The following is a 16,772-nucleotide window of genomic DNA, read 5'->3' as shown; positions in this document are numbered from 1 at the left end:
GCATCAGTCAAACAAGCCGACGACGCCGTCCTTGACTGAGCCGGCCGCGTCGCCCACGAAGTCGGCCGCGTCACCCGCGGCGTCGGTAACCTTGTCCGGGTCGACCGTGAACTCCGCACCTACGGAGCCGCCGAACCCCAGGCTGCCGCCCAGTTTGCCGCCGAAGTGGAACTTGCCGTCTTCCTCCATACCGAAGGTCAGCTTGGCCTCCCCGCCTATGCCAAACATGCCCTCGGCCGTACCGCCGCCACCGAGACCAGCGACCTCCCCGCCTCCGGCGACGGAAACCTTACCGCCGGCAAAGCCCTTCACACCGGCGTTGATGCCCTCCAGGCCCGCCCCGCCGCTGACCGCGACCTCGCCACCGGCGAACGCCTCGGTGCGCAGGTAGGTGCCGAGGTGCCCGTACTGGGCTCGGCCCTCAGCCAAGCCGCGTCCGCCCACGGACCCTTCGGCCTTGCCCGTGATGCCCTCATTGGTGATTCCCCAGTTCGCGGTGGCTCTGGCACCCGCATAGGCATCGGCGATCCCGGAGAGCTTCCATAGCCCATTGGTCAGTGACCCCTCAGCGGTCGCATGACCGAGATCCGCGTACCGCTTGTAGGTTCCCTCCTTGCCGTACTTGACGCCGCTGATGGTGACGCCGGAATCGGGGCCGGAGGCCGACGCCGTGCCCTCGGACTTCCACCCGTCGACCTGCGTGGCGGTCTTGCCGTCCTTTGCCTGGCGTGCCTCGTAGACCTCGATGTCGCCGATGGCCTTGGGGTTGAAGTCGTGGCCGCCTAGGCGGAAAGCATCCGCGGCGTCGATACCGGCGGCCCCGCGCAAGGCCAGCTTGACGCTCTTGTCTACTTCGTCGACGTCCTGGACAGCCTTCTTGATCGCGTGAGTCCACGTGGACTCGGCCTCGCGTGTCCTGCGGCAGAAATCGTCGTAGTCCGTGTCCTTCTTGGCGGACTCGTCCAGCTGACTCCAGTCGTAGGAGGCCTTGCCCTGAGAGTCGATGAGAAAGTGTTTCTTCTGGGCATCATCGACCAGGTCCTTGACCGCCTTGATCAGCGTGGTGAGTTGCGCGTGCGCGTCGCGCAGCAGCGAGGCGATTGCCCTCGCCTGCGTCTGGGCGGCTGCGAGCTGGCCCTGTGTCCCCTTGAACTGCGCGTATGCCGCTTCGGCGGATATTCCGATCCACTCGCCGTCGTCCGCTACAGACAACACTTTCTTCTTATAGAGGGTCTCGACCTTCTTGAACGCCTCGGCCATCTCGTCCCACTGGGTAGCCGCCGCGGTAAGCGACCCCAGCTTCGTGGTGACGACTTCCTGATACGTCAGCATGGCTACAGTCGGCCCCTAGTTATCGTCCAGCCGAGACTGGGCGTGAAACCGGTCAAGAAGATCGCTGTTCTGGCGGCTAAGGCCATTTCCGGTTTGGTAGTCGAAATCCAGAAAGTCCTGCGCCGTCCTCTGGAGCGCCGTCTCGTCAGCGGACAGCCGTGCCTGGAGTCTCTGCACCTGCAGGTCCCATTCGGCTTGGACATCCGTGAGACCTGTTGCCGTGGCCCATCCATTGAACGCGACCACAGCTTTGGAGGTCTCCTCGTCGGCTTTCGTGCCTGCTGTGCCGGTGTCAGGTCGAATATCTTCTCGGAGCGCCTTCGCGGCGCCAGCCTTGCCCGATTCGTTTGTCTTGAGCCTGTCCCGGCCCTCCGGGCTGCCCCCCTTGGCCATGTGGCCGTCTCCCGTCTCCCTCAGGATGGTCAAGATCGTTGACACACTGACCCAGTAAGACGATCACATGTAAGCGGCAGTTTCCAGAACCTGACGCATCATGTGCTCCAACTGGTACGCGTCGCTACGCGGCCGCGCTGCTGGAGGCATGCCGGGCGGGGAATGGGTTCCCGCGCCGGAGGAACGCGAGTTCGCCGAAGACCTGGCCCGAGGGGCGCCCTACGACGCCTCATCACAACGCCCACTGAACGACCGGATCGAGCAGACCGCCAGAACAACGGTGCTCCATACAGACTGAGGTGAGCCGACTTGCCCAATGTTCGTGGCCGGTTGCCTGACCGGGTGATGCCGACGTTATTCCGCACCTCGCACCGAGTCCGGTACAAGGTTTCGCGCACACCCTCCTCGGGCGGGGTCACCAGCCGATGTGGGTGGCGATCCATCCGGCCAGGCCGTCTTCGTCGCCCGGCGTAGGCAGGTCGGGGCCGCAGGCCAGTGGGGTGTAGGACAGCTGCAGGTGGGTGAGGTAGCCGTAGGGGCCGGTGTCGGCTGCCGGTCCGAGGATCAGGGCGTGGGTGGGGGTGCGCCAGATGCGATGCGTCAGCGCGGGCTCGGCGGCCATGGCGTCGGACGGCAGAGCAGTCCGCTCAGGGGGTGTGCCGAGGTGCTCGGTCACCGCCTGGGCTGCCTTGGCGAGCACGGCCTCGCAGTCCTGGTCGGTGCACGGCCTGCGGCTGCTCCAGCCGGGCTGCTGGGCCCAGTGGTCCATCAGGTCGTACAGCCACGGTCCGTTGGTCATCCGCTCATCGTCCGGGTCGAGAGGGTACAGCTGGCCGAAGACCAGGAAGTGCCGGGCATCTGGGTTGCCGAACGGGTTGAGGTCGTCGGTGCCCAGCACGTGTCCGCCTCCGGTGTGGAAGGCTTCGCAGACCAGATCCGCCATGCTCCATCCGCGGTCTCGCAGCTTTGCATCGATGGCGTCGTCGTCGCAGAGGCGCGGCTCGGTCGGCAGCGCTAGGAGCTCGGCGATGGCCGCGGCCGTCAACGGTCGGTGGGCGAGGACATGTACGGGGATCGGCATGTCGGTCACTGTAGAGGCGGCCTGTTGCTGTCGGAACTGGTGAGCATCGCGCCCGACCACGACTATCAGCGGCCTTTGAACTGCTGCTGGAGCGCAGCTTGTGCGAGAACCCTGTACACAATTCAGTAGGGCGGCGTCACGCCGACGAGGGCCGCGCGGTTCGACGGGCGGCCTTCGGGGCCGGGCCTTGTCCTCTCTACCCAAGTGGAGATGAGCCGGTCAGCACGTGGCGGAGCGGCTGTCCGCTGCCTGCGCGACCACACCCGGCCCGACCTCGTCGACCATGGCTTCGGGCCGGCATTCCCAGCCGACTCGCTTATCAGCGGTGTGTAGGGTCGCCGATCAATGACTGATGACTGGCGCAAGGACCGGATCGGCAGCGCGCTCAGGGGCGGGAATCCCACTGTGCTCCGGAGATTGGAGGCTGGATTCGCGGTGATCGGGGACGTCCAGTTCCTGCCGGGATACTCGGTGCTCCTGGTGGATGACCCTGCAGTCCAGCGGTTGTCGGCGCTTCCCAAGAGCAAGCGGCTGGCGTTCCTGTCCGACATGGACAAGCTCGGCGAGGCCGTCGAACGCGCGGGCAAACGGCTGGACCCGGCCTTCCAGCGGGTCAATCTGGAGATTTTGGGAATCACTGACCCCTTCCTGCATGCGCATGTGTGGCCGCGGTTCGACTGGGAGCCAGCCGATCTGGTGGGTAGGCCCGTGTGGCTTTATCCGCGCCAGCGGTGGAGCGACAAGCGGTATGCGCTTGGCCCGCAACATGATGTTCTGCGCCAGGCAATCACCGAAGAACTGGACCGACTCATGCGGCGCGGATGTCAGTGACGATTGGCTCCAATCCACGGGGCTCACGCGGGCCCCTCACGACCGCCGATGCCCGCCCCGACCCGCGGCGAGATGAGGGTCTGAGCGGGGAGAGCCGGGCGACGTCCTCGTTCAGCACTTCGTGCTCCCGCTGGTCCGCGGGCAGCGCCCGCAGGGTCAGGGTGGTGACGCCGTTGTTCAGGTAGCGGGTGGTCCACAGCACCGCGGTGTTCAGCACCAGGCCGAGCGCGCCGAGCTGGTCTTGTCCGGACTGGCCCAGCTGACGGCCGGGCAAGGGGCATGCGCCAATCGAGTCACTGAAAGTAGTGGTTGGAAATCTTGGAACCCATGGGCACCCAGGTGTGTCGCCCGCCGCTGCGTCGTGTGACAAGGCACTCGGGATCAGGCGACAATCCAGCGCATGGATGACGCGTTCACGCTCCTTCGGCAGGCGGTCGACCTGCTGCCCCCGGATGCCGTAGCAGAGAACGGCCAGACGGTCGCAGACGTTCGCAGGGACATCCAGCTCCAGGAGTGGGAGATGGCGCTCGATGTGCTCATCGAGATCGCGGACGTCCATCCGACATCCATCACCTTCTGGGAGAAGCTCGCCGAAGCCGCTCGACAGATAATGCTCGACCGCAGCCGCCATTGGTGCGAGTGGCGGGGTTGGGAGGTCGAGCACGGCACGATCCGTGCGGCCTTGACCCTGCTGGGAGCTGACGAGGGCGGACGCCAGAGCGCCTTCTCAGGAGACGGCCAGCTCAGGCCTCTGTGGGACATCGGTCACCGCACCGCAACTGGACAGCAAGATCTGAATATTGCGCGGATTTGGGTGGAGTTCGCACCGCAGCTCGGCCCGGGAGAGACAGCCGACGTTCGCCTGGCTCCTCTGCAACCCGAGAAGTGGCAGCATCTGAAGCCCGGTGACGTGATCACCATGCACGAGGCCCAACCCGCCGCCGGCATCGCCGAAATCATCGAAGTCCTGCCGCCTCGCGCCTGAGGCCACTGGGCGGCCAGTGGGGGTTCACGCGATGGAGTGCCGGTCGATCAATGCGGCCACGACAGACCGAATGCAGGGCGGCAGCCCGGCGGAGAATATGCGCTCCCCGGCCGCGGCAGCCTTGTAGGGGCCAAAAACCTCATCCGAGCTGGTCATGACGGGCGAGCGCTGCGGTGGACCCACCGACCTCGTTGCCGACCCAGCCTCTCCCCCACCAGCATGGTGGGGTGCCGCTGCGACTGCTCTACCTGACCTTGACGAACGTGTTCACCTTGATACGGCTCCTGCCGCGGAATGAGCACGACAAAGACGCCGAGATCCTGGCCCTACGCCACCAACTCACCGTGCTGCAGCGACAGACCAACAAACCGAAGCTCACCTGGCCAGACCGCGCGCTGCTGGCCGCTCTGCTCCGCCCCCTTCCCCGGATACATCTTCGCCCTACCGCTGATCGTCACTCCCGACACGGTGCTGCGCTGGCACCGTGACCTGCTGCGCCGCCGCCACGCGAAGGCATCCCGCCCCAAGCGCCCGGGACGACCTCGCACGGTTCGTTCCATCCGCGCCCTGGTGTTACGGCTGGCCGAGAAAATTCCAGCTGGGGCTACCGGCGTATCCACGGCGAACTCGCCTCCCTCGGCATCAAGGTCGCCGCCGGTACCGTGTGGAACATCGTCAAGGAGCACGGCATAGAACCAGCGCCCGAACGCGACCACACCACCTGGGCGACTTTCCTGCGCTCTCGGGCCCAAGCCATCCTCGCCGCCGACTTCTTCAAGACCAAGACTCTCAATGGAGCGACGCTCTACGTCCTCGCGGTGATCGAGCACGCCACCCGCCGCGTGCGGATCCTCGGCGCGACGGCACATCCCACCGCCACCTGGGTCACCCAGCTCGCCCGCAACATGGCCATGGATCTCCAAGACGCAGGCACCAAAGTGAAGTTCTTGATCCGGGACCGGGACGTTCGGTACCCGACATCCTTCGACACTGTCCTCCAAGCCAAGGGTATCGCGGTCCTCCAGACCGGCGTCCGGATGCCGCGCATGAACGCGATCACGGAGCGTTGGGTGCGGTCATGCCGAACCGAACTCCTCGACCGCACCCTCATCTGGAACCAGCGCCATCTCCTCCACGCACTGCGCGAGTACGAGGCGTTCTACAACGAGCACAGACCTCACCGCACTCTCGCAAGCGCCGCACCACTCCACCCCCTACCCGAACCGATCACCGTCCCCGACCAACTCACCCATCTCCACGTCCATCGACGCGATCGCCTCAGCGGCCTCCTGCACGAGTACCGACATGCTGCGTGACCAGCACGGACGTAGTTCTTGGCACCTACACCGCTGTCGACCACCTCTTCCCCTACTCCCTGATGCGGCGCTTCGGCGGCGTATCAGGCTGGGACGGACCGGACTTGGATCTCATCTGGAACCTCGCGCCCGCACACCAAGCGTGCAACAGCGCGAAGAGCGACCGGCTCCCCACCCCCGAAGAACTCCACCGGCTCGCTCAGCTCAACGAGGCGATCATGCACTCCCCTCACCCGCTCAGGAAAACCCTCCAGCTCAGCTTCCGCAGCATGCGGCACAGCGCCAACCCACCGGAGCACTGGCCGCACTTCCTGCGCCAGGTCCAAATCGCCTGCGATTGAGCACCGCCAGAGCCCGTCAAACCAACCCACGGGTCAGATGCCGCCCAGGCTGTCCGGCTTCCCGTGCCACTCAGGCCTGATACATCAACGACAAGAGCACCGCACTCGAGCGATACGCAGGTAAGCAGTGGTCGTCGACCACCACGCCAAGCGCACACACAGCGGGGACATTATTCTCGCTCGCTTGGCACACTTTTTCTTCCGGCCCAGCCTCCGCAAACAGTCTCCCTATGGCGCTCCAGAGCCGGATACAGCGCTCACGCCCTGGGAGTGCCCTATCTGCCGGCAGACGCCAAGGGGCTTTGCCGCGCCTTGACGCAGGCTATCCACGGCGACCAGGACACCCGCGCGCTAGCTGCCTGCGGAGACCGGCCCGGAGAGATCACCAGTGCCCCACCCCACCCCTGTCGCATGGGGAGCACGACGCCGTACTCCCACCCAGAAAGGGGGCCGGGAGCCGACAAGGGGTTCTTATGCCTCTCGATGCAGAGAGCATCCAGATCGATGGGGTGACCTCAGGGGCCTACGATTGACGACGGCACGCAGGGGCTCGGTACGGCGCAGCAGATCTACCGGATCGGGCGACGGACGAATCGGACACCGTTGACACGTCCGCGAGTTGGGAGCACGAGGGCTCCCAGAGGGCTCCCCATCGCTCCCAGCCCAGACACGACAAAGGCCGCTTCCGCTACCCGCGGAAACGGCCTCCGACCTGCGAAAACGCTGGTCGGGACGACAGGATTTGAACCTGCGACCCCTTGACCCCCAGCCGCGTGGCAATTCTTCTCTTATGTTCCACTTTAAGACTCTCGCCGATCTGCCACGCCGTCAAGCTCCGTACGACGCCGTACACGGAAGCAGTCAAGTGGCACATGGATCAGCTTCGACGCGGTGCATAGCGACCCACCGAACAACGCAACTACCCAGGAGACTGCTACCAAGCACCCGACACCTGACCAGGTCGGATGTAATATTCGGCACCCACACCGGTATCGCAGCTACGTCACCGCCTGCCTCATCCCAGCCTCGGCCAAGTCCGGCTCGACGACCTCGGCTACTCCCACATCGCCGGCTTCGTCCACACCCAACTCGCCCACGGCCGCGACAAAGTCCTCCACGCATACCGACATGCCGCGTGACCTGGGCCGGATGTTGATGCGGCGCCCGTACAACCCTGTGCGTCCCCGGCAGGCGTGGACTCCCAGCAAACACGGAATGGTCGTGTGCGATTATCCCCGGTGGGTGTTCATTCAGTGACGACGCGAGTGGGCTGGGGGGAAAGTTGTCGTTGCGCGATCTGATCCGTGACGAGATGGCCGCATCAAGGCCGCGTTCGGAGCGACTGGCGGCGCTACGTTCGGAGCGGCTGTATTTTCAGCGGCCGGATGAGCCGGGCTTCTTGGTTTCGGAGACGGAACAGGGGCCGGTGGTGTCGGTCTTCACCTCCTTGGAACAGCTCGCGCTGTTCGCCGGGCCGTGTGGGTGGGCATCGACGACCGTGGAGGATCTGGTGGAGCTGCTGCCCAAGGGTGTGCGCGCGTTGGTGGACCCGCTGGGCCCACGGGCGTTCTTGCTGGACGCCGAAGCGCTTCAGGCCACCGACGAGCAGGGGGAGCACGATGGCGGAGCATGACGGGGGAGCTTCGAGCTCCGGTGGTCCGAAGCCGGGTGATGGCTACAGGATCGAGATCGCGTCGGTGCGTAAGGTGCTGCAGCCGCTGGAGGAGTCCGTCGTCGCGGCCCGCAAGATCAAGGGCGACTGGAAGACGCTGGCCGAGACCATCCAAAACTCCGCCGACTTCGACATCTACGACTCGGCCGAGAAGATGCTTTCGTCCTGGGGTTTCGGGGGCGGGTCGCCGAGCACACGCTCACCGTGGTGGAGACGCTCCGGCAGGTCATCGCCGCGTACATCCTGGCCGACCTGCTGCGCGTCAAGGACTTCACACCGACCGCGGACAACATGGCCAAGCTGCCCTTCGGCGAGGCGGGCCTGAAGGCGTGGCAGGCAGGATCCCGGCCGAAGTTCGATCCGGCGCCTGAGATCTATCAGGAACCGTGGCTCGATGACGGCGGGACAGGCGGCACGCAGGACGTGCCCACCAACCCCCGCAAGCGCTACGACGGCGGCTGGGAAGTCGACGGCGGGTCGAAGGGAACGATCGCATGACCCAGCGCGATGCCACGGAGGGTGGCACGACCGAGCGGATACCACCGGGTGCGAAACCATCGGAGGTTATCTACGGCAGCCCGTCGGATATCGAGGACCTGGCGGTCAAGCTGCGCGCCTACGCGGGCGCGTTCAAGGACGGACAGGACAAGCTGGACGTCCTGTCCCTGATGGACTGGACCGGGGCCGGTGCGGAGGGTTTCCAGGACGCGACCCGGAAACTGCCTAGGGAACTGGAATCTGCGGAAACCTACTTCACAGCGGCCGCGAACGCCCTGGACGACTACGCCGAAAAGCTGCGCTCGGTCCACAACCGCGTCAAGCCGATCATCGAGGACGCGGACGAGGCGCGGACCGCATCCAAGCACTACTGGGACAAGGTCACCGACTACAACGCCGCGGTGGACCGGAAGAATGATCCGCTGCCGGAACGGCCGCCGGAGGACGACCCGGGGCTGACGGCTCTGGAGGGCTGCTACCGCCGGCTCGACAAGCTGGAGAGCGAGCTCCAACTCGTCATCGACGCGGCCAAACGCAAACTCGACAAGGCAGCCGAGAAGGCCCCGGACAAACCCCCGGCTCCCAAGGGCTGGGACAAGTTCAAAAAGAGCTTCGGAGACTACGCCGGCGGCGCCGCCGACACCATGGGCAGCTGGTACGAAGACTTCGACGACCTCGTCCACGACGGGCCCGACGGCGTTGGTCTTCGGCTGGCAAGCACCATAGACGGCGCCGCCTACGCCGCCGAACACCCCAAGGAATTCGCCAAGGCCGTCACCAACTGGGACGAATGGCAGCGCAACCCCGCCCGCGCAGCCGGCCAGCTCACCCCCGGCCTACTCCTCGCCCTGGCCACCGGCCCAGGCGCCGTACGGCTCGGTGGCAAGATGGCGAAGAGCGCGGCCCAGCGCCTGCTGAGCCGGGAGCGGGGGCTACGCCGCGATGGCAGCGCCCGCCAGCGCACCGACGCCGATCCGGACAACAACAACACGCCCAACGAGGAGCGGCCCAAGACCGGTGAGCCGATCGACGTGGCCACTGGCGAGATGGTCATGTCCGCCACCGACGTCAGACTGCCTGGCGCTCTGCCGCTGGTTCTGGAACGGCACTACGTATCCGGCCATCCTTGTGGGGGGTGGTTCGGCCAGACTTGGGCCGGCACACTCGACCAACGCCTGGAGATCGACGACGCCGGCGTCGTCTACATCACCGACGACGGCATGCTCCTCACCTACCCGGTACCGGAACCCGACGTGCCGACGCTCCCCTCCTCAGGTCCTCGCTGGCCACTGCGCTGGGACGGCAAACCCGACGGCACCTTCACCGTCACCGTCCCAGAGCGCAACCGAACCCTCCACTTCGCCCCGCTGCCAGTGGGCGGCCGAGAGCTCGCACTGATGGCGGTCACCGACAGGACCGGCGAAGGCGACCGTATCGACGTCGTCTACGACCCACAGGGGGCACCGACGGGAATCACTCACTCCGGTGGTTACCGCATCGCCGTCGACACCGATCCGAAACTGCTGCGGATCACGGCCCTGCGCCTGCTGCACGGCGAATACCATGAACTCAGCACCACCCTGATCTCCTTCGGCTACAACAAAGCCGGAGACCTGACAGAGGTCATCAACTCCACTGGCAAGGCGCTGCGGTACCAGTACTGCGACGAACACCGCGTCACATCATGGACGGACCGCAACGGCACCTCCTACGCCTATGTCTACGACCACCGGGGCCGCGTGCTGCGCGGCATCGGCCCGGACGGCATCCTCTCCGGCCGCCTTCACTACGACACCCAGGCCCGGACCACCCGCTACACCGACTCGCAGGGCAACACCACCGCCTACGTCTGCAACGATGCCTACAAGGTCATCGCCCAGACCGACCCACTGGGCAACACCACCCGTACCCAATGGGACGAAAACAACCGGCGCCCCCTTGCGGTCACCGACCCTCTGGGGCACACCACCCGCTACCGCTACGACGACCAGGGTCGGCTGATCGCCGTCGAGCGCCCCGACGGCACCGTCACCGAAGCCGTCTACGACGACCACCGCCTGCCCCTGGAGATCCGCGAGCCGGGCGGTGCGAGCTGGCGCTACACCTATGACCACCGCGGGGCACGCACCTCCACCACCGATCCCAGCGGCGCCACCACCCATTACACCTACGACGCTTCTGGCCACCTCACCTCCATCACAGACCCTCTGGGCGACACCACCAAGGTCACCCCGAACGCAGCTGGCCTTCCCATCTCGGTCACCGACCCCCTCGGCCACAGCACTCAAGTCCGCCGCGGCCCGCACGGCCGGGTCACCGCCGTCACCGACCCACTGGGCCACACCACCCGCCAAGGTTGGACCATCGAAGGCAAACCCGCCTGGCGCGAAGGACCGGACGGCGCCCGTGAGATATGGCATTGGGACCCCGAAGGCAACCTCGCCCGCCACACCGACCAGGCTGGACACACCACCACCTACACCCACACCCACTTCGACCTACCCGCCGCACGCACCGACCCCGACGGCGCCACCTACGCCTTCACCTACGACACCGAACTCCGGCTCACCCACGTCACCAACCCTCAAGGTCGACAGTGGAATTACGAGTACGACACAGCAGGCCGCCTGGTCGCCGAAACCGACTTCAACGGCGCCCAGCGAACCTACGAACGTGACGCGGCGGGCCGTGTCACCGCCCACACGAACCCGCTCGGCGAAACACTCCGCTACACGCTCGACACGCTCGGGCGCATCGTCGCCCAACTCGACGAAGCCACCGGCAAGCAGACGACCTACAGCTACGACGCAAACGGCGCCCTGCTCCACGCGGCAAGCACACACACTGAACTGACTCGCGAACACGACACGTTGGGCCGTGTTGTCTCAGAAACCATCGACGGCCGCACATCCACCTACGCGTACGACGCCCTTGGCCGCCGCACCCTGCGCACAACCCCCACAGGCCTGTCGTCAACCTGGACGTACGATGCCAGTGGCCGCCCCACCGGCCTGAGCAGCAACATCGGCACGCTGGACTTCGCCTATGACGCAGCCGGACGCGAAGTCGAACGCCGACTGGGCGACCACACCAGCCTCACTCAAACATGGGACCAGGCCAATCGCCTCACCACCCAGAACATCACCACCCGCCACCAGGCCGAACCGGACCACATCCTCCAGCACCGCTCCTACGCCCACAGTACGGACGGTTACCTTGCCGAAATCCGCGAACTCACCTCGGGCACCCGCCGCTTCGAGCATGACCCAGTCGGTCGTGTCACCAGCGTCCACGGCCATGGCTGGACCGAGACCTACGCCTATGACACGGCAGGCAACCTCACCCACTCAACCGCACCCGCCCACGGCACCCCAGGCGACCGATCGTTCACCGGCACGATCATCCATCGCGCAGGCCGCACCACCTACGAACACGACACTGCCGGCCGCCTGACCCGCCGCACCCGCAAGCTCCTGAACGGGCAGACCCGAACCTGGACCTACACCTGGAACATCCAGGACCGCCTCGAACATGCCACCACTCCCGACGGCAAGCGATGGCACTACACCTACGATCCACTCGGCCGTCGCGCAACCAAACAACGCCTCGGGGACGACGGCACAATCGCCGAGCAGATCCACTTCACCTGGGACGGCACCCGCCTGGCCGAACAAACCATCTCAGACGGCACGACGACGACATGGGACTACGCCCCGGGCACCCACCGCCCCGTATCCCAATCCACACACCGGACTCTCAAGCCCCACCCCGAGGTCTCCAGCCTCTCCCTCGCCGACAGCTTCCAGTCCACGAACGACGCTCGATTCCACGCGATCATCACGGATCTGACCGGCACGCCAACCGAACTCGTCACTCCTGACGGCGCACTCGCCTGGCAAGCCCGCACCACCATCTGGGGCACTGCCCTCACCGCCCCACCAGGTGAGGCGGACTGTCCTCTCCGGTTCCCCGGCCAATACGCAGACCCGGAAACCGGCCTGAACTACAACTTCTTCCGGTACTACGATCCAGAAACGGCCCGCTACCTCACTCCTGACCCACTTGGCCTCGCGCCAGCCGATAACCCCCACAACTATGTCGTCAACCCCCTATCCTGGGCCGACCCGCTTGGCTTGGAAGGCTGCGAGCCAGGCATCGACGACGACACCTATGATGAGATAGAAGCACAATACGGAACACGCGTCGCGGACGGCGTGGACCACGATTTCCAGCGCATGAACGACGGCTCCGCCAACGCAGCGGATCACTCCATCTCCGGCATCGGCGCGAACCCGAAGGAGCTGGCCCGATATCTAGCCTCCTTCGAGGGCAAGACTACCCATGTCGACACCAGAACTGGATCGAACGTTGCGTATGACAGTGCGCGCGGCGTACTGATCGTCGAAACACCGTACCGGATTCACGCCTTCCATTATTCAGAAGATTCCTTCAACTCGGGGAGATACAGGCCAAAATGAGAGCCAGGATTCGAATTCAGTCAGGCGACACAGGGAGCCTGTCATTGAAGCTTACGCCTGCACAGGCAGCCTTGTTCCGCGAGTGCATTGAGCTTGCCATTGAGACCCACAACGGCGACGCCTTGACAGAACTCTGCACAGGCAGCACGAGGAAGGAGATGGAGAATACCGCCAAAGAGGTATCCCATGTTCCAGATAATTCATCTGGAACATACACCTTCACACTCAGGCAACTCCACTCTATTTATGCCAGCATTACACACGCGGTCGTCGCACTACCGTCAGAAGAAAACTTTCACGTTCGAACCGGGTTCTATCGCGAAAACGCTATCGCGGTAGGGAATTCCATGCGAGCTGCTGTTCACGATTACCTGACACCGGAACCGTAGGACACTGTGCCGTTCGGAATCTCATCGCTGCTGCTCGGAGCGGGTCTGGCGTTCCATCACGGTCTGCTGGAACCCGGGTGATCGTCTCTCTGGTGTACCAGGTGGCTCGGAAGCTGCTCGCGTTCCCGGCGTTGCTGTTGCGTCGGGATGCGGCCAAGGATGCGGAACTGCTTGTGCTGCGACACGAGAACGCGGTGCTGCGCAGACAGCTCACGAGGCCTGTGCGGTACGAGCCGGCGGATCGGCTGTGGTTCGCGGCGCTGTCGTCGCTGATCCCCCGGTGCCGGTGGGCGAACGCGTTCCCGGTGACGCCCGCGACGCTGCTCGCATGGCACCGCAGGCTGATCGCTCGGAAGTGGGACTACAGCAAGCGCCGGGCCAGGGCCCGGGCGACCGCCGACCGCGCGTGTGGTGAAGGCTCTGGTGCTGCGGCTGGCCAAGGAGAACCCGCGGTGGAGCTGCCGACGGATCCAGGGCGAACTCATCCGGCTCGGACACCCGGTCGGCTCGACGACAGTATGGGAAATCCTCACAGCGGCGGGCATCGATCCAGCCCCACGCCGGGGAGGCCCGACGTGGCGCGAGTTCCTGGCCGCGCAAGCCGAGTCCATCATCGCCTGCGACTTCCTATACATCGACCTGATCGACCTGCGCCGCGTGTACGCGCTGGTGTTCCTTGAGCACGACACACGCCGACTGCACATCGCCGGCGTGACAGCCCATCCCACCGGGCCCTGGACGGTGCAACAGGCGAGAAACCTCGCCATCGAGTTGGGTGTGCGGGTGGACTCGCTGCGCTTCCAGATTCACGACCGGGACGCGAAGTACACCGAGTCCTTCGACGCAGCCTTCGCGGCCGACGACATCGAGGTCGTGCCGACAGCGCCTCGAACGCCCCGGACGAACGCGCAATGCGAACGGGGCATCGGAACCCTGCGGCGCGAGGTCCTCGACCACCTGCTCATATGGAACGAAACCCATGCCCGACAGATCCTCGACGCCTACGCCCAGCACTACAACCGTCATCGCCCACACCAGGCCCGGGCACAGCTCCCTCCCCTCGCCCACGAGCACCCGAAGCCCATGAGCGCTCCGACTACTCATCGGCTCCTGCACACCCGCATACTCGGCGGCGTGATCAACGAGTACAGATACGCCGCCTGACCAGCAGCGACGAGTTTCCGAACGGCACAGGCTCCGCGTCGACCGGCAGCTCGAAGAGGCGCTGACCCACGGGCCCGATCCGCTCCACCTTGCCGAGGTGTTCGGGCTCGACGAGAAGACTGCGATGCGCTACGCGGACTCCGCACGGGCACTACTGGAACAGGCAGCCGAGCACTCGGCATCGCCCTCAGGAAAAGAACTTGGCCCAGATTGACGCGACTTGGAGTCGGCGTCAGCAGATCTTTGGGGGAGGCGCAGGCACTCATCCCAGGCTTCAAGAAAGCTCTCGTAGGTGTTGAGGCGTTCTTGGCGCATCCAGTGACCGTGCTCGACGGCACCTTGGTCCTGTACTTGCCGCCGGACGGCTTCGGCGTTCTTTCCCGCACCGAACTTAGCTGCCCGCGCCCCAACAACCGCTCCCAAGCCGGTTGCCACTAACCCGATCACTGCGATGGCGAGAGGAACCACGAAATCCGTCACGGCGGCACATCATGGCTGCTCAATCAGTTCAAGGGAACACCGCCTCGTGCGTGTGGGTGCCGGAATCTGTGTCGCCCTATGCGACCTGCGAGTACTCATGGATAAGGCCGCCAAGTCGGTCGCGTCGACGAATGCGAGTGTTGTCCCTGGCGATGGGCGGCTCGGGGCTGGTGAGTTGGTCTGGTGGCCGTTGTCCGAGGGATCGGTGCGGCCGGTGTCTGTTGTAGTGCTTCGCGTACTCGCCGACGACGAGACGCAGGTGGCGTTCTCCGGTGATCAGGATGCGGTCGGTTGCCTCGCGTCGGCATGATCCGATCCAGCGTTCGGCGATGGCGTTTATCCGTGGCACAGCGGGCAGTGTGGGTATCACGCGTATGCCTTCCGCCTGGAAGACGGCGTCGAAGCTGTCGGTGAAGTAGGCGCCGCGGTCCCGGATGAGGAATCTGATCGACTCTGCGCGGTCACCGAGGTCCATGAGGTAGTTCCGCGCTTGCTGGGTGATCCAGGGGCCGGTCGGGTACCTGGTGACACCGGCGATGTGCACGCGGCGGGTGCCGTGGTCAATGAAGAACAGCACGAACCAGCGCCGCAGGAAGACCGTGTCGATGTGGAAGAGGTCGGTGGCCACGATGGCGGAGGCCTGGGCTTTGAGGAAGGCGGGCCACGACTGGTTGGTGCGCTGGGGTGCGGGTCGATCCCGGCCTTCTGCAAGATCTCCCAGACGGTCGAGGCGCCGAGTTTCCGTCCCAGGCCGCGCAGTTCGCCGTGGATCCGTCGATATCCCCACCCCCGGTTCTCCCGTGCCAGGCGCAGGACCAGCTGCCGCAGTGCTTCCGGCGTCGGTGGTCGGCCTGGAGGGCGGTGTGGACAGGTCCACTTCCGGGCGACGAGGCGTGCGTGCCAGCGCAGGACCGACCGTGGAGTGACCAGCAACGCCAGCCGTGCACGCTGCTTCTTGTTCACCATCCGGAGCAGCGCTGCCATGACAGCCCGATCGGTCCAGGAAAATTGAGGTCGTGGCTGGGTGCGTTGCGCGACAGTGAGCTGGTGCCGGAGCATCAAGATCTCGACGTCCTTCGCCGCACTTGACCGGGCAAGCAGCGCAAGCCATCGGAAGAGCTGACACGCGAGCTGATAGACCAGACGTATCGCCACGACCCAGCATGATGCCGCACAGCACTCGCTGGCTTCCTGTGCCCTGGCAGATCCGAACCCGCAGGTCACCTCGGGTGACACAGTTTCCGGCACCCACAGGACCGGACTTGGGCCTCATCTGGAACATCGCACCCACACACCAAGCGTGCAACAGCGCGGAGAGCGACTGGCTCCCCGCCCCTGAAGAACTCCACCGGCTCGCCCAGCGCAACGAGGCGATCATGCTCTCACCCCACCCGCTCAGGAAAACCCTCCAGCTCAGCCTCCGCAGCATGCGGCACAGCTCCAACCCACCGGAGCACTGGCCGCACTTCCTGCGCCAGGTCCAAACCGCCTGCGATTGAGCACCGCCAGCGCCCGTCAAACCAACCCAACGGGTCAGACGCCGCCCAGGCTGCCCGGCCTCCCGTGCCGCCCAGGCCGGCATCAACGACAAGAGCACCGCACTCGTGCGCCACGCAGGGAAGCAGTGCTCGTCGACCACCACGCCAAGTGCACGCACAGCGGGGACATCATTTTCGCTCGCTTGGCACACTTTTTCTTCCAGCCAGGCCTCCGCAAACAGTCTCCCTATGGCGCTCCAGAGCCGGATACAGCACTCACGCCCTGGGAGTGCCCTATCTGCCGGCAGACGCCAAGGGGCTTTACCACGCCTTG

The 16,772-nt window shown here is 65.3% G+C and carries 12 protein-coding genes and 2 pseudogenes; 9 read left to right on the top strand and 5 right to left on the bottom strand.

Features of this window, described 5'->3' with window-relative positions; all coding sequences use genetic code 11:
- Positions 1 to 3 precede the first annotated feature (3 nt).
- The 3 genes from EEJ42_RS09170 to EEJ42_RS52635 form a co-directional block, all read right to left on the bottom strand.
- Positions 4 to 1,332 (bottom strand): hypothetical protein, encoded by a 1,329-nt coding sequence (locus tag EEJ42_RS09170; protein ID WP_123099473.1) that lies wholly within the window; start codon positions 1,330 to 1,332, stop codon positions 4 to 6.
- Positions 1,333 to 1,347: 15 nt separating this feature from the next.
- Positions 1,348 to 1,725: a hypothetical protein gene (locus EEJ42_RS50220; protein ID WP_148081904.1), complete on the bottom strand. Its 378-nt coding sequence runs from the start codon at positions 1,723 to 1,725 to the stop codon at positions 1,348 to 1,350.
- 415 nt (positions 1,726 to 2,140) lie between these two features.
- A complete protein-coding gene (locus EEJ42_RS52635; protein WP_246096266.1) occupies positions 2,141 to 2,806 on the bottom strand; it encodes a hypothetical protein in 666 nt (221 codons plus the stop codon).
- 345 nt (positions 2,807 to 3,151) lie between these two features.
- Between EEJ42_RS52635 and EEJ42_RS09155 the strand changes: the two genes are divergently transcribed.
- Positions 3,152 to 3,637, top strand: a complete 486-nt coding sequence (locus tag EEJ42_RS09155; RefSeq protein ID WP_123099471.1) for an HIT family protein — start codon at positions 3,152 to 3,154, stop codon at positions 3,635 to 3,637.
- Here the strand turns inward: EEJ42_RS09155 and EEJ42_RS09150 are convergent.
- On the bottom strand, positions 3,615 to 3,911 hold the full coding sequence (locus EEJ42_RS09150) for a hypothetical protein (RefSeq protein ID WP_123099470.1): 297 nt from the start codon (positions 3,909 to 3,911) through the stop codon (positions 3,615 to 3,617). The two genes, EEJ42_RS09155 and EEJ42_RS09150, sit on opposite strands and share 23 nt — an antisense overlap.
- Positions 3,912 to 4,037: 126 nt before the next feature.
- Between EEJ42_RS09150 and EEJ42_RS09145 the strand changes: the two genes are divergently transcribed.
- The 7 genes and pseudogenes from EEJ42_RS09145 to EEJ42_RS09115 all read left to right on the top strand — a co-directional run bounded on the left by EEJ42_RS09145 (position 4,038) and on the right by EEJ42_RS09115 (position 14,480).
- The gene (locus EEJ42_RS09145) at positions 4,038 to 4,622 is read left to right on the top strand and encodes a hypothetical protein (protein WP_342778264.1); all 585 of its coding nucleotides are present in this window, start codon (positions 4,038 to 4,040) and stop codon (positions 4,620 to 4,622) included.
- A 227-nt stretch (positions 4,623 to 4,849) separates the two neighbouring features.
- Positions 4,850 to 5,938: pseudogene (locus EEJ42_RS09140) on the top strand (integrase core domain-containing protein).
- Positions 5,935 to 6,279, top strand: coding sequence for an HNH endonuclease family protein (locus EEJ42_RS09135; protein WP_246096265.1), 345 nt, complete (start codon positions 5,935 to 5,937; stop codon positions 6,277 to 6,279). The pseudogene EEJ42_RS09140 and the gene EEJ42_RS09135 overlap by 4 nt, the downstream one beginning before the upstream one ends.
- Before the next feature lie 1,288 nt (positions 6,280 to 7,567).
- Positions 7,568 to 7,912, top strand: a complete 345-nt coding sequence (locus tag EEJ42_RS09130) for an SseB family protein (RefSeq protein WP_246096263.1) — start codon at positions 7,568 to 7,570, stop codon at positions 7,910 to 7,912.
- Positions 7,913 to 8,158: 246 nt separating this feature from the next.
- Entirely contained in the window at positions 8,159 to 8,449 is a 291-nt protein-coding gene (locus EEJ42_RS52630) for a hypothetical protein (RefSeq protein WP_246096261.1), read from the top strand.
- Positions 8,446 to 12,927: a putative T7SS-secreted protein gene (locus tag EEJ42_RS09120; RefSeq protein ID WP_123099467.1), complete on the top strand. Its 4,482-nt coding sequence runs from the start codon at positions 8,446 to 8,448 to the stop codon at positions 12,925 to 12,927. Before EEJ42_RS52630 ends, EEJ42_RS09120 begins: the two co-directional genes overlap by 4 nt.
- 466 nt (positions 12,928 to 13,393) lie before the next feature.
- A pseudogene (locus EEJ42_RS09115) lies at positions 13,394 to 14,480 on the top strand (integrase core domain-containing protein).
- Between the two features lie 556 nt (positions 14,481 to 15,036).
- Here the strand turns inward: EEJ42_RS09115 and EEJ42_RS52625 are convergent.
- Positions 15,037 to 15,588 carry an integrase core domain-containing protein gene (locus EEJ42_RS52625; RefSeq protein ID WP_246096260.1) on the bottom strand — a complete coding sequence of 184 codons (552 nt, stop codon included), beginning with the start codon at positions 15,586 to 15,588 and terminating at the stop codon, positions 15,037 to 15,039.
- A gap of 634 nt (positions 15,589 to 16,222) precedes the next feature.
- Here EEJ42_RS52625 and EEJ42_RS09100 point away from each other — a divergent pair.
- Positions 16,223 to 16,459 (top strand): hypothetical protein, encoded by a 237-nt coding sequence (locus EEJ42_RS09100; RefSeq protein WP_123099466.1) that lies wholly within the window; start codon positions 16,223 to 16,225, stop codon positions 16,457 to 16,459.
- The last annotated feature ends 313 nt before the right edge of the window (positions 16,460 to 16,772 follow it).

It is taken from the genome of Streptomyces botrytidirepellens (genome assembly GCF_003721215.1).
In the GTDB taxonomy this organism is placed as follows: domain Bacteria; phylum Actinomycetota; class Actinomycetes; order Streptomycetales; family Streptomycetaceae; genus Streptomyces; species Streptomyces himastatinicus.
This window is presented reverse-complemented; position numbering and strand designations above follow the sequence as displayed.